Annotated in this window: 35 protein-coding genes, 2 tRNA genes and 1 pseudogene; 5 read left to right on the forward strand and 33 right to left on the reverse strand. The window is 32.6% G+C overall.

The features are described 5' to 3' along the window. The first annotated feature begins 33 nt into the window (after positions 1 to 33). From coaBC to DFR85_RS22790, 4 genes and pseudogenes are all read left to right on the forward strand, one after another. Complete coding sequence (gene coaBC / locus DFR85_RS22775) at positions 34 to 1,287, forward strand: bifunctional phosphopantothenoylcysteine decarboxylase/phosphopantothenate--cysteine ligase CoaBC (RefSeq protein WP_110270248.1); 1,254 nt, start codon at positions 34 to 36, stop codon at positions 1,285 to 1,287. Positions 1,288 to 1,291: 4 nt separating this feature from the next. Further along, positions 1,292 to 1,368: transfer RNA gene (locus tag DFR85_RS22780), tRNA-His, on the forward strand. Positions 1,369 to 1,801: 433 nt separating this feature from the next. Beyond that, positions 1,802 to 2,855, forward strand: a pseudogene (locus DFR85_RS22785) (IS110 family RNA-guided transposase). A gap of 260 nt (positions 2,856 to 3,115) precedes the next feature. Further along, on the forward strand, positions 3,116 to 3,322 hold the full coding sequence (locus tag DFR85_RS22790; protein WP_110270249.1) for a hypothetical protein: 207 nt from the start codon (positions 3,116 to 3,118) through the stop codon (positions 3,320 to 3,322). Between the two features lie 5 nt (positions 3,323 to 3,327). Here the strand turns inward: DFR85_RS22790 and DFR85_RS22795 are convergent, their stop codons facing one another. The 3 genes from DFR85_RS22795 to DFR85_RS22805 all read right to left on the reverse strand — a co-directional run bounded on the left by DFR85_RS22795 (position 3,328) and on the right by DFR85_RS22805 (position 5,037). Further along, on the reverse strand, positions 3,328 to 3,711 hold the full coding sequence (locus DFR85_RS22795) for a DUF1634 domain-containing protein (protein WP_110270250.1): 384 nt from the start codon (positions 3,709 to 3,711) through the stop codon (positions 3,328 to 3,330). Then, a complete protein-coding gene (locus DFR85_RS22800; protein WP_110270251.1) occupies positions 3,708 to 4,565 on the reverse strand; it encodes a sulfite exporter TauE/SafE family protein in 858 nt (285 codons plus the stop codon). Before DFR85_RS22800 ends, DFR85_RS22795 begins: the two co-directional genes overlap by 4 nt. Before the next feature lie 398 nt (positions 4,566 to 4,963). Beyond that, positions 4,964 to 5,037 (reverse strand) — tRNA-Phe (locus DFR85_RS22805). Positions 5,038 to 5,161: 124 nt separating this feature from the next. On the opposite strand from DFR85_RS22805, the gene DFR85_RS22810 reads away from it, so the two are divergent. After that, positions 5,162 to 5,665: a zinc metalloprotease gene (locus tag DFR85_RS22810; protein ID WP_110270252.1), complete on the forward strand. Its 504-nt coding sequence runs from the start codon at positions 5,162 to 5,164 to the stop codon at positions 5,663 to 5,665. Between the two features lie 80 nt (positions 5,666 to 5,745). Here the strand turns inward: DFR85_RS22810 and DFR85_RS22815 are convergent, their stop codons facing one another. The 30 genes from DFR85_RS22815 to DFR85_RS22960 all read right to left on the reverse strand — a co-directional run bounded on the left by DFR85_RS22815 (position 5,746) and on the right by DFR85_RS22960 (position 22,484). Continuing rightward, positions 5,746 to 6,168, reverse strand: a complete 423-nt coding sequence (locus DFR85_RS22815) for an archease (RefSeq protein ID WP_110270253.1) — start codon at positions 6,166 to 6,168, stop codon at positions 5,746 to 5,748. Between the two features lie 279 nt (positions 6,169 to 6,447). Further along, positions 6,448 to 7,233 (reverse strand): DNA import protein CedA, encoded by a 786-nt coding sequence (cedA, locus tag DFR85_RS22820; RefSeq protein WP_110270254.1) that lies wholly within the window; start codon positions 7,231 to 7,233, stop codon positions 6,448 to 6,450. A gap of 9 nt (positions 7,234 to 7,242) precedes the next feature. Further along, a complete protein-coding gene (gene cedA1 / locus DFR85_RS22825) occupies positions 7,243 to 7,479 on the reverse strand; it encodes a DNA import protein CedA1 (protein ID WP_110270255.1) in 237 nt (78 codons plus the stop codon). Between the two features lie 218 nt (positions 7,480 to 7,697). Beyond that, positions 7,698 to 8,231 carry a (d)CMP kinase gene (cmk, locus tag DFR85_RS22830; RefSeq protein WP_110270256.1) on the reverse strand — a complete coding sequence of 178 codons (534 nt, stop codon included), beginning with the start codon at positions 8,229 to 8,231 and terminating at the stop codon, positions 7,698 to 7,700. Next, a complete protein-coding gene (locus tag DFR85_RS22835) occupies positions 8,228 to 8,491 on the reverse strand; it encodes a 50S ribosomal protein L34e (protein WP_110270257.1) in 264 nt (87 codons plus the stop codon). Before DFR85_RS22835 ends, cmk begins: the two co-directional genes overlap by 4 nt. Positions 8,492 to 8,966: 475 nt before the next feature. Then, on the reverse strand, positions 8,967 to 9,554 hold the full coding sequence (locus tag DFR85_RS22840) for an adenylate kinase (protein ID WP_110270259.1): 588 nt from the start codon (positions 9,552 to 9,554) through the stop codon (positions 8,967 to 8,969). A 3-nt stretch (positions 9,555 to 9,557) separates the two neighbouring features. Continuing rightward, positions 9,558 to 10,958: a preprotein translocase subunit SecY gene (secY, locus tag DFR85_RS22845; RefSeq protein WP_110270260.1), complete on the reverse strand. Its 1,401-nt coding sequence runs from the start codon at positions 10,956 to 10,958 to the stop codon at positions 9,558 to 9,560. Positions 10,959 to 11,030: 72 nt separating this feature from the next. Continuing rightward, entirely contained in the window at positions 11,031 to 11,462 is a 432-nt protein-coding gene (locus tag DFR85_RS22850) for an uL15 family ribosomal protein (protein WP_110270261.1), read from the reverse strand. Beyond that, positions 11,463 to 11,933: a 50S ribosomal protein L30 gene (locus tag DFR85_RS22855; RefSeq protein ID WP_110270262.1), complete on the reverse strand. Its 471-nt coding sequence runs from the start codon at positions 11,931 to 11,933 to the stop codon at positions 11,463 to 11,465. Between the two features lie 8 nt (positions 11,934 to 11,941). After that, positions 11,942 to 12,586 (reverse strand): 30S ribosomal protein S5, encoded by a 645-nt coding sequence (locus tag DFR85_RS22860; protein WP_110270263.1) that lies wholly within the window; start codon positions 12,584 to 12,586, stop codon positions 11,942 to 11,944. A 2-nt stretch (positions 12,587 to 12,588) separates the two neighbouring features. After that, positions 12,589 to 13,185, reverse strand: coding sequence for a 50S ribosomal protein L18 (locus DFR85_RS22865; RefSeq protein ID WP_110270264.1), 597 nt, complete (start codon positions 13,183 to 13,185; stop codon positions 12,589 to 12,591). Positions 13,186 to 13,191: 6 nt separating this feature from the next. Then, a complete protein-coding gene (locus DFR85_RS22870; RefSeq protein WP_110270265.1) occupies positions 13,192 to 13,647 on the reverse strand; it encodes a 50S ribosomal protein L19e in 456 nt (151 codons plus the stop codon). Between the two features lie 6 nt (positions 13,648 to 13,653). Continuing rightward, positions 13,654 to 14,058, reverse strand: a complete 405-nt coding sequence (locus tag DFR85_RS22875) for a 50S ribosomal protein L32e (protein WP_110270266.1) — start codon at positions 14,056 to 14,058, stop codon at positions 13,654 to 13,656. Further along, positions 14,048 to 14,602 (reverse strand): 50S ribosomal protein L6, encoded by a 555-nt coding sequence (locus DFR85_RS22880; protein WP_110270267.1) that lies wholly within the window; start codon positions 14,600 to 14,602, stop codon positions 14,048 to 14,050. Before DFR85_RS22880 ends, DFR85_RS22875 begins: the two co-directional genes overlap by 11 nt. Before the next feature lie 12 nt (positions 14,603 to 14,614). After that, positions 14,615 to 15,016, reverse strand: a complete 402-nt coding sequence (locus DFR85_RS22885; RefSeq protein WP_110270268.1) for a 30S ribosomal protein S8 — start codon at positions 15,014 to 15,016, stop codon at positions 14,615 to 14,617. Positions 15,017 to 15,021: 5 nt separating this feature from the next. Then, on the reverse strand, positions 15,022 to 15,186 hold the full coding sequence (locus DFR85_RS22890; protein ID WP_110270269.1) for a 30S ribosomal protein S14: 165 nt from the start codon (positions 15,184 to 15,186) through the stop codon (positions 15,022 to 15,024). Between the two features lie 14 nt (positions 15,187 to 15,200). Then, positions 15,201 to 15,731, reverse strand: coding sequence for a 50S ribosomal protein L5 (locus tag DFR85_RS22895; protein WP_110270270.1), 531 nt, complete (start codon positions 15,729 to 15,731; stop codon positions 15,201 to 15,203). 1 nt (position 15,732) lies between these two features. Then, complete coding sequence (locus tag DFR85_RS22900; RefSeq protein WP_110270271.1) at positions 15,733 to 16,458, reverse strand: 30S ribosomal protein S4e; 726 nt, start codon at positions 16,456 to 16,458, stop codon at positions 15,733 to 15,735. Then, the gene (gene rplX, locus DFR85_RS22905; protein ID WP_110270272.1) at positions 16,458 to 16,844 is read right to left on the reverse strand and encodes a 50S ribosomal protein L24; all 387 of its coding nucleotides are present in this window, start codon (positions 16,842 to 16,844) and stop codon (positions 16,458 to 16,460) included. Before rplX ends, DFR85_RS22900 begins: the two co-directional genes overlap by 1 nt. Before the next feature lie 14 nt (positions 16,845 to 16,858). Next, positions 16,859 to 17,275 (reverse strand): 50S ribosomal protein L14, encoded by a 417-nt coding sequence (locus DFR85_RS22910; RefSeq protein WP_110270273.1) that lies wholly within the window; start codon positions 17,273 to 17,275, stop codon positions 16,859 to 16,861. Continuing rightward, on the reverse strand, positions 17,276 to 17,623 hold the full coding sequence (locus DFR85_RS22915) for a 30S ribosomal protein S17 (protein WP_246253046.1): 348 nt from the start codon (positions 17,621 to 17,623) through the stop codon (positions 17,276 to 17,278). Then, positions 17,611 to 17,868, reverse strand: a complete 258-nt coding sequence (locus DFR85_RS22920) for a ribonuclease P protein subunit (protein WP_162582715.1) — start codon at positions 17,866 to 17,868, stop codon at positions 17,611 to 17,613. Before DFR85_RS22920 ends, DFR85_RS22915 begins: the two co-directional genes overlap by 13 nt. After that, entirely contained in the window at positions 17,852 to 18,082 is a 231-nt protein-coding gene (gene rpmC / locus DFR85_RS22925) for a 50S ribosomal protein L29 (RefSeq protein ID WP_110270276.1), read from the reverse strand. Before rpmC ends, DFR85_RS22920 begins: the two co-directional genes overlap by 17 nt. Further along, positions 18,063 to 18,752 (reverse strand): 30S ribosomal protein S3, encoded by a 690-nt coding sequence (locus DFR85_RS22930; protein ID WP_110270277.1) that lies wholly within the window; start codon positions 18,750 to 18,752, stop codon positions 18,063 to 18,065. The genes rpmC and DFR85_RS22930 overlap by 20 nt, the downstream gene beginning before the upstream one ends. A gap of 5 nt (positions 18,753 to 18,757) precedes the next feature. After that, a complete protein-coding gene (locus DFR85_RS22935) occupies positions 18,758 to 19,228 on the reverse strand; it encodes a 50S ribosomal protein L22 (protein ID WP_110270278.1) in 471 nt (156 codons plus the stop codon). 2 nt (positions 19,229 to 19,230) lie between these two features. Continuing rightward, positions 19,231 to 19,653: a 30S ribosomal protein S19 gene (locus DFR85_RS22940; RefSeq protein ID WP_110270279.1), complete on the reverse strand. Its 423-nt coding sequence runs from the start codon at positions 19,651 to 19,653 to the stop codon at positions 19,231 to 19,233. A 33-nt stretch (positions 19,654 to 19,686) separates the two neighbouring features. Next, positions 19,687 to 20,403, reverse strand: a complete 717-nt coding sequence (locus tag DFR85_RS22945; RefSeq protein WP_110270280.1) for a 50S ribosomal protein L2 — start codon at positions 20,401 to 20,403, stop codon at positions 19,687 to 19,689. A gap of 12 nt (positions 20,404 to 20,415) precedes the next feature. Further along, entirely contained in the window at positions 20,416 to 20,667 is a 252-nt protein-coding gene (locus DFR85_RS22950) for a 50S ribosomal protein L23 (protein ID WP_110270281.1), read from the reverse strand. After that, the gene (gene rpl4p, locus DFR85_RS22955) at positions 20,664 to 21,455 is read right to left on the reverse strand and encodes a 50S ribosomal protein L4 (protein ID WP_110270282.1); all 792 of its coding nucleotides are present in this window, start codon (positions 21,453 to 21,455) and stop codon (positions 20,664 to 20,666) included. The genes DFR85_RS22950 and rpl4p overlap by 4 nt, the downstream gene beginning before the upstream one ends. Before the next feature lie 6 nt (positions 21,456 to 21,461). Beyond that, positions 21,462 to 22,484: a 50S ribosomal protein L3 gene (locus tag DFR85_RS22960; protein ID WP_110270283.1), complete on the reverse strand. Its 1,023-nt coding sequence runs from the start codon at positions 22,482 to 22,484 to the stop codon at positions 21,462 to 21,464. Between the last annotated feature and the right edge of the window lie 15 nt (positions 22,485 to 22,499).

Below are 22,499 nucleotides of genomic sequence, written 5' to 3' on the forward strand. Positions count from 1 at the left end.
TATAATGTTTTTATTAGTAGTTTATATACATGTTTGAAGAAACTTATGGTTCATCCATCAAAGAGAATTATAGGAGAAATATCAGAAGAATTGCGCAATAGAAAAATTCTTCTTGGTGTAACTGGAAGTGTAGCAGTATATAAATCCATAGATCTAGCTAGAGAGTTAATGCGTATAGGAGCAGAAGTATATGTAATAATGAGCAAAGGTGCTCTAAAGCTAGTATCTAAAGATATTTTCGAATGGGCTACAGGAAACCCTGTAATAACTAAACTCTCAGGAAAATTAGAACATGTCGAACTATCGGAAGAATTAGATACTATGATAATTGCACCAGCTACTGCCAATACTATTACTAAAATAGCTCAAGGAATATCCGACACTCCACTAACTACAACAGCTCTAAACTTCATAGGAAAAAACAAACCAGTTTTTATAGTTCCATCTATGCATTTGCCTATGTATCAATCGCCACAAATTAAAAATTCTTTAGAATATTTAAAATCAATAAATATAAGAATAATAGACCCAATTATTATAAATGATATAGCCCATTATCCTGAATTATCATTAATATCTTCCCAAATTTCAGCTGCACTAAATAGAGGAGAGGATCTTAAAGGATTCAAAATTATAGTTACTGCAGGACCTACTAGAGAATATTTAGATCCTGTAAGATTCATTAGCAATCCTAGTAGTGGAACGATGGGGATTGCTATAGCAAATGAAGCATACTTTAGAGGAGCTGACGTAGTTTTAATTCATGGGCCATTATGCTCAAAAATCAAATCATACGTAAAAACAGAAGTGGACGTATTTACTACAGAAAATATGGCAAATGAGGTTAGAAAATATGTAGAAAAAGGATATAATATAGTAATATTAGCTGGAGCTCCAGCAGATTTTAAATTCAAGATATCCTATAATACAAAAATAGACACGCATAATAAGGAATTGCCTAAAATAGAGATAGAAAAAACACCTAAAATATCAGAATATATAAATGGAAGAGCGTTCATAGTAGGATTTTCTGCAGAAACTGTAGAAAGCGATAATGAACTTTTAGCCAAAGCAAAAATAAAAAAGAACTTACATGGATTTGATTTAATAGTAGCTAATAATGTTAAAAGAAAAGATATAGGATTTTCTTCTGAGTATGACGAGGTATATATCATAGGGAATTCATTTACTAAAAAGATAGACAAAACATCTAAACAGGAAATAGCTAGAGTATTGCTTGACATAGTGAAGAAAGAGTTTAAAAGTAATATCAATAATCATATATAAAGTGGCTCGAGTAGCTCAGCTCGGGAGAGCGCTGGGCTGTGGACCCAGTGGTCCCGGGTTCAAATCCCGGCTCGAGCCCCATTTTATGGTAGACCAAAAATCATTTTACAAATACAAATTCAATATTAAATCTCATATTTTTTCTTCATAAGTAAAGGAACATATTTCATTATACTCATAATCAAGAGCATTAAGAATAAATGTATTAAATAATCAATGTAAATAAAACGGATTCTATCATACACATCTTTATCATTTTCTAATATTATAATAATATTTCTTAGTTTACTTGTAGAAATATAAAAGATCTAATACAATTCTTAAAAATTTCCTAAAAAATACTGTAGAATTAATTATCTAATTTCATTAAATCCTCATGAATAACTAATAACAAATAAAAATTATTTTTATTAATCAGATTTTGAGTCTACCGTCACGGAAGGGGTCTTTCGCCCTCTTTGAACCCTATATAGATTAATTAGTTGGGGAGGGTAATACTCTCCAACTGGGAAACATGGTCGACCCTTTGACTGAAGCAAAGTCTTCGAACGGGGGCGTGACAAACCCCTACCATCGGACTGAACATTGTGATAATATGCACGGATATAGGTGTGATAAAGAGGTAGGGATCCTAGGAATAGACATATCAAAAGATCATCTAGTAACGAGTGAGGGGAGGGTCTACGAGAACAACAAGAAGGGTTATGAAGAAATACTAAAAGTGAAACTAAACACAATAGTGGTCGAACCGACAGGAGCATACTCAATAAAACCATGTCAATACTTCAAGGAAAAAGGGATCAAGATACTACAAGTAAGCCAAAACTATGGAAGGAGAAGGACTTGAGAGGAAAGAAAACAGATTTTTACGACGCACAAAAACTAATAAACATGGCAAACAAGGCAAAGGAGTACAACTACAACCCATTGAAAGAACTAGTAACACTATATATCTTCCTAAAAGACCTTGAAGTAAAGTACAAGAACAGGGTAAAAAGAGCACTATTCCTAGTCAGTGACGAGGAAAAAATAAGCAAGGAAATGCTTGAAGAATTCTCTAAAGGAAACTTCAAAATACAATTATACAACTTAGAGTACACAAAGATCGTACTTGAAGAAATCGAAGTATTATCTAAAGCACTACTGGAAACAAGCGAGAAAATAAAAGAAGTAGAGAAAATGATACAATCACAGTCTGAAAATCACGTTCTATTAACTATACCGGGAATAGGAAAACTTTCTTCGGGAATAATAATAGGCATTGTTGGGGACATTAAACGCTTTCCTAACCCTGAGTCCTTCGTAGCCTACTGTGGTTTAGACCCAATAGTTGAGAGGAGCGGTAAAGCTACTGTAAGGGAATATCGAAGAAGGGTAATAAGTACTTGCGCAGCTTGTTCTACTTCCTCGCTGAGATGAATTACTCTCGTAATCCTACATTACTAGAATTTTACGAGAACCATAAGGAAAAGTTGAAGGGAAAGAAGTTGTACACTGCTTTAGCCAGGAAATTGGCTAGAATAGTTTGGAGTGTTTGGTATAATAATAAGCCTTATGAGCCTAAGTGATCCTCCCCAAATCGCCACGTGGATTGAAAGGTACACGTGGCAATCTTAGTTGACATTATGCTTGAAGTTCAACCAAAATATTTATTACTGAACGCCCCTGTTAAGATAAATTCTCTTATCAGTATAGTACTTCTATATAACATTATAATAAATGTTTTAATAATATAATATTATATTGTGTAAAATAGCTTTATCATAATCCTATCCATAACTATTTATTCGTAATTATGTCTCTATGTTTCTTAAGACTAAGTAGTCTCATGCTAGGAGAAAATTCTGCTAAGAAAAAATTAGTTTTAGATTTAATAAATGGAAAAACAATAGCTATACCGTTAGATACCAATATTACTATAATAATTACAGTAAAAAATAACAAAATAAAGAAAAAAGTATATTTTAAAAATACAAGAAACATAAGCAAAGAATACAGAGATCTTGTGATATTTCCGATATTTATTACAATTTAATGATATTATCTTAATACTCTAGGTAATATTAAGATGGCTAATAATAGATTAAAGAGTACTATAGCAGAGAGAATTATATATAGCCTGTTCTTATCATATAGAAAGTATATTAGAGCTAATGCGGTTCTTATTACAGGAATTGAAATAAGAACCATTAAACCTATGTATATGAAACTTAGGCCACTGAGGTCTGTAAAACCATTTAGTATAAAAGGTAAGGAAGCAGTAGAAGAATTAACTACTGAAACTCTAGAGAATAATTCATTTAGTGTATAACCGTCTGCACCATGCTCAATAACAGTTATTGCGACACCTATAGCTACTAACACTATACTTAAAATAACGCCAACCCTCATAACTATTCCAGTTACCGCATCTAAATCTGTCATGAGATACCTAACCCCCTCAATATCATCTGAATTCCTAAAAATGCCAATAAAATTATAAAAACTGTTCTTATCCTTTTATTCTTTAATTTTACTAAAGTTCTTGTGCCAGTAAATGCTCCGATTAGAACTCCTATTGTTGTAGCAGCGGCTATAATTGGTTGAATATATCCAAACGCCCAATATATTCCACTGCTAGTAGCTGCAGTTACACCTATCATAAAATTACTAGTAGTTGTTGTGACCTTAATAGGTAAATTCATTACCCAATCCATTCCTATGACTTTTAAAGCACCAGACCCTATTCCAAGAAGCCCTGACACGTATCCTGCAGTAAACATTACTAATTCGCCGTAAATCCATCTTACGCCATGATATTTTACTACGCTATTTAACGCGGCATCATAATATTCTCCATTCATCTGGAAAAATTTTGTGGACCAGTCTGGAGGTAACATGTCTGGTATTTCCGACTTACCTCTCTTTAATGTAGGATATACAGAACCCAATAGAACAATTCCAAAAACTATATAAATTATATTTTCTAAATGATGGGAATAAATAAATGTAACAGTCAAAGAACCAGCAATAGCGCCTAATGTTGTAGCAGTTTGTAACGATGTACCTATTTTTAAGTTTATTATCTTATCTTTTATATATGCACTTGCTGCGCCACTTGACGTGGAAATTGTTGAAATAAGGCTAGCTCCAGTTGCATAAACTATTGGAACTCCTGTATATAGAGTTAGAATAGGTACTAAAACAGTACCTCCTCCTAATCCAGTAAGAGATCCTAGATATCCTGCTATAATAGAAGCTATAAGTACTGCTAAGAAAAGTTCTATTCCAGTTAACATTCGAAATCCCAAAAATATGTTATAGATATGACTAATTAAAGTCTACCTAGTAAGCATCTGAATTTTATATTGAACTTAACGTTATTATTAAGGACATAGTTCTATTATCATCTAATTAGTCTCAAATCTAATATTTAGACTAAAACTAATCTATTATAATACTTTCGTTAAATTGATATTATTTCTCTATTATTACTCAATTTACATAAAAATATTTATACTTCTATTAACAATCAATTTTTAATTATTTAATTAATTATAAAGATATTATTAAATATTTTAAAATTAAGTACAAAATGTATTACAAGATTATTATTGCAAAAAATTAAGATAGAAAATCATTTGAGGATACTCTACTAACATGAGAAATATTAAAGTAAAAATAGAAATAAAATATATGCCGCCGCGGGGACTTGAACCCCGGACAACCCGGTCTTCAGCCGGGCGCTCTCCCGGGCTGAGCTACGGCGGCACTTAATTATATCTAAAGTCTTAAACTTAAAATTTTTGCCGAAATATTATGTAGGGGCTCGGCGACTCTCTAAGAGAAGCCCTTAAAAGGGCGCAATGAAATAGGGTCTCCAGGAGCCCCAACAATGAAGAAAATATTATTAGTTCAAATAAATAAGGTAGATAGACTTATTTTACAAAGCATAGTAGATGTATTATTAGAAAGAAAGTTTAGCGTAAATATATTTCCAGAAATATTTCATATATCCATAAACGCATATGATTGGAATGAAGACAAGTACATTTCAGATATTATTTTGAAAAAATTTCAAAGCAGGTTTAATAACTTTCCATTTGATATTATTATTGGAATTACAGATATAGACATCAATAATACAGATAATTTTTATATGAAAAATGGTAATATAGCTATTATACCTATTAAAAACATATTTAATAAAAATAACGTGAATCTTTCTATAGAAAGAATTAACAAAATAATATTTTACATTATAGGGATGTATAGTGGAATAGATAATTGCAAGAATTACTGCATAATGAAGGGATTTAAAAACATAGAAGAGCTTGACTCTTTACCTTTAGACTATTGTGATTCTTGTATGACTAGAATCAAACAAAATAACTATTGAAAATAAACTCTTATCTTAGTATAAAATTATCGATAGAGATAACGGTGAAATAATATTTGTTATCTATGTTACAGACGCTATTAAATATCTACAACAAATGTTATAGTATAGCTTCCGTCTTCATTCCGTTTAATTTCCATTTCGTTGTATGTCATAGCTTTAACTAAGGTTCTTCTCTCATGCTTGTTTTCATCGAATTTTTCTCCGCTTACTTTAGCTGACAATTTAATATTATCTAAGTCTATATTTACAGAAAATCTACTAAATAATAACAACTCTGTATCATAATAAAACAACAAAGCTTCAATCCATCTATACAGTAGATTTTCTAAATCAAATCCCTCTACTTCTATCTCCTTATCTACTTTAGGAACTACATGAGAAGTATCAGTCATAATTTCAAACACTGCTAATCCTGCGTTTTCAAAAGCTTCATTGATGTTTTTACCAAATGCTCTTATACCTACATCTGACGTATGATCGAAAAACTCGAATTTTTTCATACTAAAAGCTTTTTTACCTTATTGCTTTTAACTTTAATTGAAGAAAAATGGGAGGAAGACAAAAAACCACATTATTTATGACTAAAGAAGTAAGAAAGGAAAGAAGAACTACTACTTCTCAGCAAACTTCTTCGAAATAACTGACACGCTATAGTATATTATTATTGATAAAAATAAATCTGTAAATAAGTAATAAGAGTTTTTTGTAGATTCATATGTTATTACTATGTTGATTATTATTAAGATAAGTATAAATGTCTTACTTTTCATCTTTAATCACTAGAAAATCTCAATAGGAATTGGCAATCTAGACGAATATCCGCTAATAGCAGAACCTAATCCTATTGATAATCCAGCCAATATAGTTAGATATGCTGCAGGCAAAACGACTGTTCCTTCAACGTAAAATGGAATAGCCTCTGTAGCTAAGAAATTCAGAATATCACTAGCACTATTACTATTAACAGCAGGAGGATTAAGAACATTGACACCTAGTCCGGTCAGGAAATTAGGCAAGTAAGGTAAACCTATGTAAAATACTACTGCAAAACCTATCAATGCTCCACCTATACTCCTACCTATTCTAAAAGGTAATGACAAAAACAAAATTCCTAATGCTATAAATATTCCTACATTTTCATTTACCAGATACGATATTGTCAAAATAGTTTCCATAGTAGCAATCAAACCAGTTAAAAAAGAAAAGAAGATAGTTAATGGCGATAAGAAAATAGAAACTGCAGGATCTTGAGATATTGAAATTGTGGCATACAATGTTCTTATAAGGGTATAAATTTCTAACTCTTGTGCGATAACTTGATAAATCCAATTATAAAAACTAGTCCAATTTGATCCTATTATATTAGATATTTGTTGAGAAAAATACAATATAGCTTCAAAAGAATTAACTAAAACAGCGGAGTATATGCCATCTGATATTAGTTTAGGTCCCCATTTCTTTATTCCATATACCGGAATTGGACTACCCATTAATAATACTCCAATAAAATAGGTCAATATAGCTAAATTAAATGCTATGCCTAGAAAATAAAATGAGTTAAACATTTTCTCACCTTATATCTGACTTGCAACGTATGATACTAGACTAAATACTGTGGTACCTAAAGCTAACCAAAAAGCTGCTAATATTGCGTCTTCTATAAAATCTTGTCCAGTCCGTTTAATTTTAAATATTGGTATAGGCGAGCCTCTTATGGCCCATCCTATCGCCCATGCAAGGATAAATACACTCCAAGCTATTTCTGTTACTTGAGTAGTTATCTGTTGTACAAGAGTTTCAATACCTGTCATTACAATCTCCTTAACATATTAAATATGTTATAAATGATTCACAGAAGACTAAAACTAAATTACTAATAAAGATATTTAAGGTTAAAATAATTTAAATTAATAGAAAATAAATTCCTAATTCCTATTATAGGAATTATTTTCCTTTATTTCACTATATAATAAGCAAATATTATTTATCATTCATAAGATAATAAGTTACCTAATAATCACAAGAGATTTTAGATAGATAGATCTTTTGACGAAACATATCTAAGAATTATATCTATTATATTATCTACAGACATTCTTTCCGTATTAATACATAAATCAAAAACAGATAAATCTAAGAGATCTATACCATAATACTTCCAAAACCGTAAATAATGACTTTCTTCTCTAGCTATGACTTTTTGTATGGCTTCCGAATATGATATATTATCTCGCTTAGATATTCTCTTAGACCTTTCCTCTAATGAAGCCCAAATATATATATTATAATCCGCTATGTCTTTTAATAACCATCCAACTATATGAGATTCAACTACTACATTACCTTTACTAGCTATATCGAATATTTTTTTGTCGATCTCTTTATCTATAGAGAAATCTTTTTCCGCAGCTAAATTAAGATCAAGAACGTCTTTCCCTACATTTTTTGCCATATTTCTAAATAACTCTCCAGCGGAAATATAACTCAAATTAAGTTTATTAGATAAAATTTTAGCAATAGTAGTTTTCCCACTTCCAGAAGGACCACTAATTACAACAATCATGAAATTCCTCTCATGGAGGACTTTATAAGTTTCTCAAGACAGCTATGACAAATATATCCACCATATGGCCTTTCAGGACGTTTTTGAGTTTTACTAAATTTATTTACATTGTTTGTAACTGTGCCTCTAAGGGGTTTCTTACATATTGCACACACGGCAGGTGAATTTTTATGCCTTTCAAAATGTATACTAGATTTATTACTAGGTAATTTTATATGCACTTTTCTCCATGACCTAGATCTAAATTCAGGTTTGGTCATACTACTCAGTGTGAAAATATTTTTTATAGTTTAAATAATCTTCGGACGTCTTAGCGAAATAGGCGTGAATAACACAAATGATAATATAAATATTATCAGACTACCCAGTTCTAAATAATACTTATGACCAGAAATATGTGTTATAAATGGTATATTAAATGGTAAATATACTGGAACTGAAAAATACGTCAGAACTAAAAATAAATCTATCATATAAAAAACTATAAGCAATAAGGACTGAAAAAACGAGTACATATAAAGCTTTGAATTGTACGTCTTCATTTCAGGAGATATCTTCTTATATATTCTTTCTTTCCTTTTGTTTGAGACTACTTTACCTAAACGTTGATCATAATATTCTAATTTCTTTATAACGGAAATAAGCTTATTATATATGAATATTTTATAAAACACATAAATAGCGAAATTTGATAAAAAAGATATAGATATTATAAAAAATATAATAAAATTCATTTTACATCATAGAATCTATTATGACATTTGCCGCTACTCTTGGATCTCCTTCGACATTATTCACAATCTTTACTGACGCGCCTACTAGAACTGCAGAAGCTACTGCAGCGTATCTAGCAAAATTTATTGTTTCAGTAATTATCTCAATATTACTATAATCAGACCTTATTCTATCCTTATCCCTCGATTGTCGTTTTAAGATATTATTAGGATCACTTTCTATTAAAAATATTACGGTTGGTGATAATATTTCTATTATATGCTTTGGTAGTCCTGGTAAATACCCCGAATTAGTTCTTATAACAGCATGCGTATCTATAAAACTTAAACCTTTATCACCTAAATCTTCAGAATCTTTAACTATTTTCTTTGCTGCCTCCAATTGTAATTCCCTTTGCTTTGGTAAAGGAAGCTTCCTTATCTCGTCTCTATTATTTACATATTTTTGATCTAATGCTATATTTAGCATATAGTCTCCGTAATTCATTATCTTATATGGAATTTTCTTTTCCTTAAGTATCTCTGAGACCATTGATAATACAGTAGTTTTTCCTACTCCCGGTATCCCGGTTACTATACCCATTTTCATTAATTATTCACCTATAATTCTCTTTAATAAAGGATACATCTCTATTGATCTCTCATATGCTAATAAACTATAGTATTGCATTGCTATTGACACCGCTAATATTAGACCTACTCCAGTACCATACACTCCTAAAAACGTTGCAAATACTGCTATAAGACTAACAATAAGAGAACTAAAGAAAGCAAGAGGATATATATATCTAGCTAAAATAGCCTCAATCATTCTTGGACTACTTCTCATGCCTGGTATTTCTATACCTGCATCTGCTAATGATCTAGCTTGAGTAGCTGGATCCAAACCTGCTACCTCAACCCAAACTAAGCCAAACATTACTCCTAAAACTAGGAAGACTATAGCATAAATTAACGCGCCTAATGGATCTACTACTACTGCATAAACACTATGAGGTATAGTTGTATTAGGAGGTGGAAATACAAATGCCGAATCTATAGCGCTTAAAATCTTCTGAACACTAGGAGATACATAAGATGTGAGAGTAGAGAATAATTCTATATCAGCACCGAGTACACTTACAAATATTACTGGAATGCTACTTACATATAGAAAGTTAAGAGGTACTGTTCTTCTTATTCCCCTTAACTTTTGAGAGGTAACTGGAATATTTATGTTAATAGACTCTAGATATATGATAAGTATTGTAAGTCCTATTGTTGACACTAAACCTACTAGATCTGGCTGGAAAGGTTTAGTTGTATTAACTATTAGATCTAAAAGATTTCCGTGAGATATCAAAGTAGCAACTAAAGATGGGAAGAAACCTACAGGTAAATTCTGAGAAGAAACGGTTACAATACCAAACATATACCAAAACATTATTTTCATTACTCCTGCCAATATGAACAGACTAACGCCAGATCCTAGTCCCCAACCTTTCTGAATCATTTCGTCTAATAATAATATAAAGAACGTGGCTACTATTAGCTGGCCACCTATTATCAATGCAAAATTTAATCTTGAAACACCAGCTGATCCTGACAAAGCAAATCCAAATAGAAACGCTTCAATTATTATAAAAATGAACGCTAATCCTTTCTGGGCCTCAGTAAATGTTGCCCTATCATCTTCATTATTCAAATTTACATTTATAAGTTTAGATCCTACTAAAATTTGCATTATTAAACCAGCCGTTATTATCGGACCAATACCAAGTTGAGCTAATGTGCCAGCAGTAGAAGCAAAAATTACTTGCTCTAAAAGAAAATTACTAAAAAAAGAGGAATTAGACAATTGAAGACCATACAGTGGGACTGATGACATTACTAAATAAATTGCAACAGCTACTATAGACCAAATTAGCTTTTGATTTAAAGAAGGTTTCTGCTCCGGCTTAGTTACAGCCGGTAGAACTTGCCCAAGTTTAGCCAAGAAATCCGTAAATGACATAAACTCTCAAAAGACTTTTACCAAAACTAGTTTAAATATTCTATCATCAATACAAACTTCTTAAAAAAAGCTTTATTTTTCAGGAGATATAACCTGGCCGCCTATCTTCATAATCTTTTGCTTAGCTTTTTCACTTGCTTCAGCAATTTTTATTATAATAGGCATATTAACATTTCCACTACCTAATAATTTTTCATATCCATACTTGGTTAAATCAACAACGTTTTTACCGTCCTTTGACTCAATTTCAATTTTACCATTATCCAATAGATTACTTAATTGCCTTAGTGTTATAACCGCCTTAGTATATGACGTTGGATTAACAAATCCATGTTTACCGTACCAATCTTTACCATATTTCACTACCCATGACCATTTCTCTTTTCCCATGCCTATCTGTCTGCCTCCTTCCTTACCTCTATCTCTATGTTGGCCTTTTGCGCCCCATCCCATAGTTCTATGTCCTCTCATTTTCCTTGATTTTTTAGCTCTTCTTACCACCATTTAAATCATCCTCTCTATTAATTCGAGTATTTTATCCCCTCTATATCCAAATTCTCCACCAGTACCATAAGGCTTATTCACTTTACCTTTAAAACCTCCTCTTGGTGGATGCAAACGTATAGGCAATTTAAATAAATTATCGTATTTATTTACTATAACCTTACCTTCAAGAATACCTTGCTTCAAATCTTCTAAACTCATAGACAATTTTTCTTTTACAAAGTTTTCATTAACAAAATCTCCGTTAATAGTATGTATTCTACTTAATAGAAGATCTATAGCTTTATCATTAGCTTTACCCCATGTTATATAAGACTGGACTTTCATTAACATGCCTCTTATAGAGTCATTATCAGGATATATCATGGCATTAAATTGCTTCTTTAATCGCAACATTTCCAATGTTTCTTCTAGGTTCCATGGAGCAGATGCAGATCCTCTAATTCGAATAGCTATTATGGAGTTGCTCATTATACTGTTCACCTCTTCCTAGCCCAATCGGCCGGCGTAACAAATCTATATGTATTATATAGAGCATTATAACCAGCTTTTATAAAATTCTCTGTAGTTCGCGTTTCTCCGCTACTAAATGACCATACGTCCTTTAAACCAGCATATGTAAGTAAATTCTTTAGTATACTGCCTGCTACTAAACCTGTACCTTTTGGAGCTGGCCTTAAAACTACCTCTACACTTCCAGCTTTACCAGACACTGTAAAAGGAAGACTGTGAGGCTCTCCACATGTACATTCCCAACTACCGCATCCTCTTCTTACTGGAATTATATTCATTTTAGCATCTCTAACGGCTTTTTGGATAGCAACTCTAAGCTGCTTAGCTTTTCCATTCCCAATACTGACATAACCATCATAATTTCCCATTACAATCAAAACTTTATATCTAGATAACTCGCCAGCATCAGTTTGCTTCTGTACCATCCTTATATCTATAACTTCGTATTTCAAATTAGGAAGTAAAGCATCAACTATTTCCGGTTCTGCTATTGGAAGATTTTTTTCAAATAATTCCTTCATAGAAGTTATCTTTCCTTCCTTAACTAATACACCTACCTTAGTTCTAGGTTTCCATTCCTCTATATTTGATACAGGAACCTCTTCCGTCATAATTATCCACCCATACTTTTAATCTTATTTAAAGTCTCGTCAAAATGAGAGACTAAATCTTTAGGATTTAATCCTCTACCAAGATATCCAGAAAATATTCTATTAAACTTATCTGGATTTTCCTTTTCCAGCTTTTCTGCATAGTTTACTATATGCTTACCTTTTATTCTATCTTCGTCAAATTCCAGCTCATCCCCAATAGGTATATTTATTCCCGCATCCACACTGCCTTTGATGGCATAAAATATTCTTGAGCCTTTTATAGGAGTAAATAGGCCTATATCAGCAACTACACTAGAAATACCTGCTTTTTTGGCCCTAAGACCCAACAAATAGCCTGTCAAGTAAGCTGCAGAAGTATTATTACAGTCTCCCTTCCATCCATATTTCTTACATAATTCTATTGAATGAGCCATTACTACCGTACTATCTCCATTAGGATTAAACGCTACTATCTGCATAATTACATACTTATTAGTTAATCTAACGACAAGCCTAGTAGCTTTACTCAAAACATATGTATATCTTTTATAATAGTTAGTTTTTCCTTCTCTTCTTCTACTAAATTTCACTCTATAATTTGGACCTAAAGATACCATTAACTTTCACTCCTTTATTTTACCTGATTGCTTAAGCGAATTTCTAACATCGCCCAAACTCTTAAATGTACCGCCTTTAGCTTTTTTATAATATAACCTATAAGTACGCTCATCTATAGTCCCACTATCTCTTAGCCATTTAATATATTGTCTTATCTTCCTTATTCTATTTATCCATTCACTACGTGGTTGAACTCTAGCACCTTTTTTACCATTCTTACTACCTTGTCTTCTTCCTTCTCCTTTTATCCTTCTATTCTTACGCCTTAATTTAACTCTTGAATTACTTATACCACGTTTTTTCTCAATGATAATTTTTCCATCCGCTATCAATTTCTTAATATCTGACCTAGTCAAAGCATCTTTTATTTCATCTAAATTTTCTTCAGGTAACTTAACATTATTTATGCCAACATTCGCTATATCGGCAGCCAATCTTTTTTGTAAATATAGATCCGGCAACTTCTATCACCCATTAGCTACTCTTATTCCATACTCATTGGCCTTTTTAACAATTTCCATTCTTTTTCTTAATCCTAAATTACCATTTATTATTACAATAACATTATTTTTTTCATCTTCCCTTATTTTGGATAAATCATTAATATTAGAAACATACACTGGCTTTAGACCACTAGGATGAAAATATCTTATCATTTTTGGTTTAATATACCCAGTAGAGACTAACTTAGGAAATCCTTTAAGCCTTAGCCTAGATTTATTATCTATACCTCTAGGCCTTATCCACTTATTTTGCCTCTCTAATTTAAAGTATTTATCCCAGTCGTAACGTAAGAAATCTGGCTTTTTAGAACTATATTTAACTTTAAGCTCTCGTATCTTAGATGGTTCTAAAATATTTTTATTGCTCACTACCAACTACCTCCTTTTTATAGATATATATACCGTCGGAAAAAACTCTCCTATCGAAACCTTTTATTTTTGATGTAGATTCTATATTAGCTGCAGTTTGCGCAACTTTTTCTAAATCGGCTCCTTCGACTATTATATCTTCACCTTTTACTGTAACTTTTACTCCTTGTAAAATCTTTGCTCTTCTAATGTTTTTTTCGCCTATTAAATTTGTGATTTGCACTTCATTTCCTACTACTTTAACCGATGTTGGAAAATGCGTAAATATTATTTTTAAATAATATCTATAACCTTTAGTAACTCCTACAAAAATATTTTCAATCTCACGTTTTATGCTATATAAAGTAGCTTTTTGTTGTTTTGTGCCAAAAGTAGACTCGAAAATAATCTTATTGCCTACTAAATTCATTTGGATACCTTTTGCAAAAGAGAAATCCTTTTCTACTTCTGCCTTAGGACCTTTTATTACTATTTTATTATTACTAAGATTAACGGATATATTTTTTGGAATTTCTAACTCTTCATGAATTAAAGAGTACTGCATTTTATTCTCACCTTAGTATACATACCCTAAAGCATTACCGCCTATACGTAATCTAGCAGCATCTTTATGCGACATTACTCCTTTTGATGTAGACACTATTATTAAGCCTATTTCTTTTGAAGGAAGATAACGCCTAACATAGTCTGGCAAATTAATCATATCCCTATAGTTTAAAGAATATCTGGGAGTTATTGGGCCGCACTTATTAATTCTGCCTAGCAATTGTACGGTTATCTTTCCCCATCTACCGTCATCTATATATTCAAACTCTCCAACATAGCCTTCCTTTTGCATTACACGTAACACGTTAATTATCAATTTAGAAGCAGGCATTATTATAACCTGCTTATTTCTTCTTACTTCATTATTGTTAATGGAACTTAACGCATTTGTTAAAGGATTTAAAACTACCATTCAAATCACCTTAATTTCTTAAAACCTAAAGGACCAGCTACTTCTCTAAAGCATTGTCTACATAAATATATATCATATTTCTGAATCACAGAATCTGTACTACCACACCTTTTGCATACTTGTACTCCTTTTCCATGCTTCCTTTCTGCCGGAGGCTTAAATTTACCCATTTACATCACCATGCTTATATAATTGTAACACCTAATGTCTCCTTTAAAAAAGTCATTGCTTCCTCTTTACTTACTCTTTGGGACTTAGGTATACTACTTCTATTTCTCTTTCTTCTACCTATTCTATATCCAGGCTTTTCTAAGGTTATTGCGATATCCATGCCGAAAATACCAACTTCTGGATCATATCTAACACCAGGAATAACCACATGTTCTGCTATACCAAAACTAACATTCCCAGAATCATCAAAACTAGATGATTTTAATCTATAATTTATTGCAGGAAGAACTTTCTTTAGAAATTCAATTCCTTTATCCCTTCTTAGCGTAACTTTTACTCCTATTGGCTGCCCTTTTCTAACACCAAAATCTTTTATTGATTTTTTAGCTCTAGTATATACAGGTTTAGCTCCAGTTAACTCTTGTAACAAATTATATGCCTTTTCTAGCCTTTCTCCAGATTCTCCTAGACCAATGTTTACTGTAACCTTAACAAGTCTAGGCATCTGCATAGGATTTTTAGATAATTGTGTTTCTTCTGCCATTTTACTCCACCTTTATAACAGGCTGTGTAGTTCCTATAGCCATGATATTTTCTAAATTGCTCTCATAAGTTTTACCATCTTTAGATTGAATATTTACTACGCTATACACTCTTCTTTTATATTGAGACATTTGTATCTTACCTATTATGCCATGACGACCAGCGTTTTTACCTCCTATTATTATACCATAGTTTCCCTCCTTTAGCTCATATGTTTCAAGAATCTCTTGATTTGGAAGTGCTATTTTAAGAGTAGTTAATGTACTATATTTGTATTCGGCGATATTATCCTTTATAATTTGAATATTACGTCCACTATCTAAGTTAAGTTGCAAATCACCGTTTTTAACCAAAGATTTATTCAATATTCTAACAAGTTTAAAAGAAGACTCCTCTCTAGGTATCTCGATAGCCTTTAGGAATCTTGCGTTATCTGGAATAATTCTGTAATATAAATCTGCAGAAGGAATAGATATTACATCCATTAATCCAACTGGAAATCTATAATCTAATCTAACCTTTCCATCTACTAAGACTTCCCCAGAAGATATTATAGTCTTGGCTTCTTTTAACGTTACAGCCGCATGTATATAGTCCCTTAACAATATTGATAAAGGAACACTTTGATTAAGCGAATGAGCACCAGGTACTGTTCTAACAGTCCATTTATATTGCTTTTTACTTATAAGCAAAAACCATGGAGAAGCATTTCTTGTTATATGAACCATTATGATTCACCCTTAGGACTTTCATTAGTCTTCCTTTTTCTTTCAATTAAATCTTTTCTTTTGGAATCTGCAACATCTAACTTAGTTACAATAACCTTAGAAGCATGAATCCAAACATAAATAGGAGTTCCGTCAGCCTTTTTCCTAGTTAAGCCTTCTATAGCTACTCTGCCATTTTTAGTATCTACAGCTGCTACTTTACCTTCAAAGCCTGCGTGCTCTCCTCTAGCTACTTTAGCCGTATCCCCTTTTTTAACACTAATTCTGCTTATTCCATATTCTTTCTCTACTTCATCGGAAACTGGTGCAACAAGATTGACTTTTCTCTTATGATAAGCCATATTATATAGAATTTTCCTTTGCTTAGATGGTTTAGAAGTAACCATTAGTTTCACCTTAGCTAAATAATTAAAGTAGCCAAACTAGCTACTTTCGGCCATCTTTCAGCAGCTTCTCTAGCTACTGGACCTCTTACTTCCGTACCTTTAGGTGTCCCATCTGGATTAACTATAACCACTGCATTATCCTCAAATGAAATCCAGGTTCCATCTGCTCTTCTTAATGGCATTTTTTGCCTAATTATTACGGCTTTAAATTTCTGCTTCCTAACCTCAGGTGTACCTTTCCTTACAGATACAAAAACTAAATCTCCTACATTTGCGAAAGGCACCCTTCTTAACACACCTCTATATCCAAATACGCCTACTATAACAGCCTCTTTACCCCCACTATTATCCGACACTGTCACACTAGAATAATTCTGAAGAGCTGGAGTCCTTCCTTTTCTAGAACCTAACATTTGAAGTTTTTCTGACATTTATGCACCACCTACTTTTCCTACCACAACATAGGATACTGATTTGGCTATAGGTCTACATTCTGCTATTATAACGTTATCTCCCTCTTTAAGATTTAAACATGGAGGAACATGCACATGAATTCTGCTCCTTCTTCTCTCGTATCGCTTATATTTTGTATTATAATGAATATGACTTTTCTCAAAAACTCCTGTCTTATTAGCTCTAAGTTTTATTATTTTTCCTTCAAATATCATTCCTCTAACCTTTAACTTACCATGAAATGGACAATATTTATCATTGCACACACTTTCAGGCAAGCTTATGTTAGGAATTCCTATATTTTTACTCTGACTCACCTTAACCACCTTTTATTAACCCTTTTTGACGGTTTAGACACCAACTTACAACCAGAAATAATAATATGGCATCTTTTAAAATCTAACTCATAAAAACCATTGCTTTTCATTATCGTTAAATATCTATTACCAACCTTGATACGAAAAGTATTCTTAGTTTCAAAAACTATTATACCAGACGTTCCAATAAGAATAGGATTAGAATACCCCAAAATTTTTATCTTAAAACCTATAAAATCAATGCTTCTCTTCACGATGGCTATTCCTTTTTTTCTCATTAATAACTGTTTTAAGCCTTGCTATATTCTTTCTCATATTCCTAATAGACGCTGTGTCCTTTATTGTACCTACCCTAGCTTCGGCTCTTAATTTTATTAAATCAGCAATAGTATCTTGTAGCCTTTTATTTAGATCTTGAATTTCCAATTTTCTTATATCTTCTAGGAAATCATTGGTTTTGTGAGGCATTGACACCACCAGTTGTTCCAGATTCATCTATAAATTTAACATTTGTTATAGTTACTCCACCTTCTGTTGATTTAGGAGCTTCTCTAAATGTTATCTTATCTAATGGCTTCAATGGTTTAGTTATTACCACTTCGACTCCATATATACCCATTTTTAGAGTAGCTATAGCTATTGCCCTATCTACTAATAGATCAAGACTATTTCCTGACTTGTACACAGTACCTTCCTTTAGTTTCTCATATTTAGCTCTTTCCGATGTTATTTTCCCACTTACTATAACTTCTGCACCCATTGCGCCAGCATTCATTATTCTCCTTATTGTTATAAAAGCTGCCCTCCTAAAGTGATAACCCTTTTCTAATGTAACTGCAAGCCTAAATGCCATTACTCTAGCATTAAGTTCTGGATTTTCTACATTTGTAACTGTAATTTGCGGATTTTCTAAGTTGAAGAATTTTTCCAAGACTTGTGCCAATTGCTTTATAGTTCTACCACCTTTTCCTATTATCATTGCTGGCCTATTAGCATAGATTATAACTCTAGTTCCTATTGGAGTTTTTATTATATCTGTTCCTGCATATTCTGCCATATAGAATTGCTTAGCTAGATATTCATCTACCATAACTTTTACCATAGATTTTTGTAAAAAATATTTCCTAACATTTACCATTTATATCACACCTCTGCAACTATAACTTCTATATGTGATGTTCTTCTATTTTTTGCAGTAGCTCGCCCAAAAGCTCTAGGCATATATCTTTTCAATATTAACCCTTTATGAGCTGCAATATGAACTATCTTTAGACTATCTGGATCTAGACCTTTTGACACAGCATTAGCTTCAGCATTTTCTAAAGTTTTAAGAACGTACTTTGCAGCCTTTATAGGATATCTGCCATCTTTAATATGCCATTTAGTTTCTAACCCTGATTTATGTGAGGCTCCAGTAGAATATCTCCAATAAGGTACTGCTTCCTTCTTCTCTATTACCTGGTCCAGATACTTTTTAGCATCTTGCAATTTTTTACCACGAATTGCTTTACATACATTATAAAGATCTTTAATAGATACTGATACGTTTCTACTTACTGCTTTGCCTTGTTTGGTTTCGTCTATATTTAATAATGGATAATTCCATCCGCTCATTTTTATCCCTTCATAGCTAGGAATAGACTTGATCTTGTAGCCTTTAATCCAGGCTCTCCATGCTCTACTTTCTTTGTGCTTATTGAGAATTCCCCAAGGTAATGGCCTATCATTTCTGGAACTATCTGAACTTCTACGAATTCTTTACCATTATATATACCGAATTTTAGTCCAACCATTTCAGGCAATATTACCAAATCTCTAACGTGAGTCTTTATAGTCTTGTCTAAATTACCCTGCCTTCTAAGTTTTCTTATTTTCTCTAGAAGCCTACGTTGATGATTATTAAAGCCTCTAACTAGTGATCTTCTTTGCCTGGATGGAAGCAATTTTATGAACTCATCCATAGGCATTTCGATTAACTCGTCCAAATTTTTACCTCTATATGTAAACTTTTTCCATTCGGGCGGAAACTCAATTGACATTAAAACTCACTCCTTTTATAAGCTTATAAAATTTCACTTTCTTTCCTTCCTCCCTGTTCTTCTAGCTGCTATATGGCCTACTTTTCTTCCTGGCGGTGCGTTTCTAGATACTGTACTAGATCTACTTACACTAGCATGTAATCCACCACCGTGTGGATGATCTACAACGTTCATTGCTACTCCTCTAACATGTGGCCATACCTTAGCTTTGACTTTATATTTCCAATAGTTATTCCCTGCTTTTAATAAAGGTTTTTCTAGAGCTCCGCCTCCAGCTATTACACCTATAGTAGCAAGAGCATTATACATAACCTCTTTTATTTTTCCAGAAGGCATTCTAATTAAGACCTTATTTCCAGCTTTACCAACTATTATGGCATAAGACCCTGCAGACCTAGCATAACGTCCACCATCGCCCCTATATTTTTCTACATTAGAAATCATTGTACCTTCAGGTAAACTTCCAACTTCGACTATATTACCCAAGGATGAAGGAGCACCTTTCCCTATTTCTATTTTCTGATTAATAACTAATCCTTGTACAGCTTGAGTGTAAAACGAAGTACCATCTTCTAACTTAACTTTAGCCACCGGCGCTAGCATACCAGGATTATGAATTATGTCAATTACTTTGCCTATCTGATATCTAACAACACTAGGATATCTTACCTTTCCAACCCTAAGCCATCCCGGATTTCTAAAATTTATATTACCTCTTCCAGCTCTTTGTTGTAATAATTTTTTACCCATTTATTATCACCTTTATAATATTCCTAATTTATGAGCTACATCTAATGCCTTAAATTCTGGTTTTAACTTAATATATGCCTTCTTCTCGCCGGTAGGAGATATACTCACATTTATCTTAGCTACCTTAACGCTGAACATTTTTTCTATTTCAGACTTTATCTGAGTTTTAGTTGAACTTTTATTTACCACAAGCACTATAGTATTTGTGGATTCTATCAATTTCGTAGCTTTTTCTGTTGCTAAAGGTTCTATTATTACGCTCATAATAATCCACCTAATCTTCTGTTAAGTATATCTAGTGAGCTCTCAGTATATATAGTAAGTCTTCCTGGCTGAGCACCAGGAGCTAAATGAATAACACTAACAATACCTGCATTAACAACATCAACTCCTGGTATATTTTTAGCTGCTAATAATAGCTTGCTAACATCATGCGAAATTATTAGTGGACCTACTGGAATTTTGTATTTTCTTCCTCTCATTTTACCTTTTCCGGCTCTTATCTTTATTCCATCCTTAACTCTATATACGTCGTCTATAACTTTTATTTTACTTAATACTGATAGTAGCTCTTTTGGTTTACTTATACTTGCTAGCTCGTCAGTTACAACTATAGGTAAATTATCAATAGTAAATTTATGGCCTCTCGACGTAACAAATAATTTATCTGCAGTAGCTGAAATAGCACTAATAGTAGCTAGTCTTTTCTCCTTCTCATTTATTTCTTCTATAATCTTCTCTCTTAATGTGGGTGGGAAAGCAGCCCTACCTCCTACAGTATTGGGTGCTAATGCACCTTCTCCTGTAGTTCTTATTCTAGGAACTCTTGCTAAACCTAAATTTATTCCGAAACTAGAAGCCGGCGTTCTTTTACCCGCCATAGGATCTCTTGCCTTAGGCTGCAATGATCTTGTAAGTGAAGCATAAAATGCACGTCTAATCAAATCTTTTCTTACTGGATAGCTAAAAATTAATGGAAGTTCTATTTCCTTTAAACTACTACCGTCCAAACTCAAAATATTTGATTTCCTTACTTGTAATTCATAATACATTTAATTTCACCCTTGCTTACTGTTTAGATCTATATATGTAATGTTTTGTGGTGTAGGAGTTATCTCGTATGGTCTGATTGCATAACGTAAAAATAAAGGTCTTTTCCTTACGCCTATAGTAGATCCTTTAAGTAAAATATATGTATTCCTAACTTGTCCATATTTAACAAAACCGCCTTTAGGATTTATCTCATCTATCTTGTCACTTATTTTCAATATAAGCTTATTATATTCAGTTCTTCTATGGAATCCCATTTGCCCAGGCTGAGGAACATAACTAGGTGTTCCTAAGGAAGGACCCTTCGTACCTACTTTCCTACTTCCTTTCCTATGCTTATGCCATCTAGGTAATTCCTGTACGCTATATCTTTTTACAACCCCTTCAAAGCCTTTACCTTTTGTTACACCTATTATATCAATTAATTGGCCTTCTTTGAGCACAGAATTCACTGTCATGGGCTTACCCAGTATACTTAGAGCATAATCTAATTGAGCATTTAAAGTTCCTCCACCTATTTGAATTTCTGTAATGTCTGGAGTCTTCTTACCCAACGCAGGTACTAGTTTAGGTTGAGTTGCAACAATTAGCCTTAAAAATAATAAATTATTTATGTTATCCTTTATCTTATTTAGGAAAGCGCTTTGCTTTTCTGAATTTATCTTTATATTCCTTATTCTTCTTTCCAAATGTATATCAGAAGGCAAATTTGCCCAATATTCTGTAATGCTAGCAGGTTCTCCTTTACTAGTTATTCCATATGCCTTTATTGCTAAAGGAAGTATTGGAGGAGTTTCTATAACAGTAGATGGCACGAATATTTCCTTGCCAAAATTATCAGATCCTCTCGTATTATCTATCATATAAACATGAGTCATTCCTACCTTGTATCCTACAAATCCTAATAACGTCGGATTCTCATAGTTAACTATTGGCCAAGATCTAGGAGTAGGCAAGATTTCTTCTGCCCTTTTCCTAGGTCTTAGACCTGAGGAACCTCTTCTAGGTGATGCAAGCTTACGATGTCCCAATCCCTATCCCCTTTT

Source organism: Acidianus brierleyi, from assembly GCF_003201835.2.
Classification (GTDB): domain Archaea; phylum Thermoproteota; class Thermoprotei_A; order Sulfolobales; family Sulfolobaceae; genus Aramenus; species Aramenus brierleyi.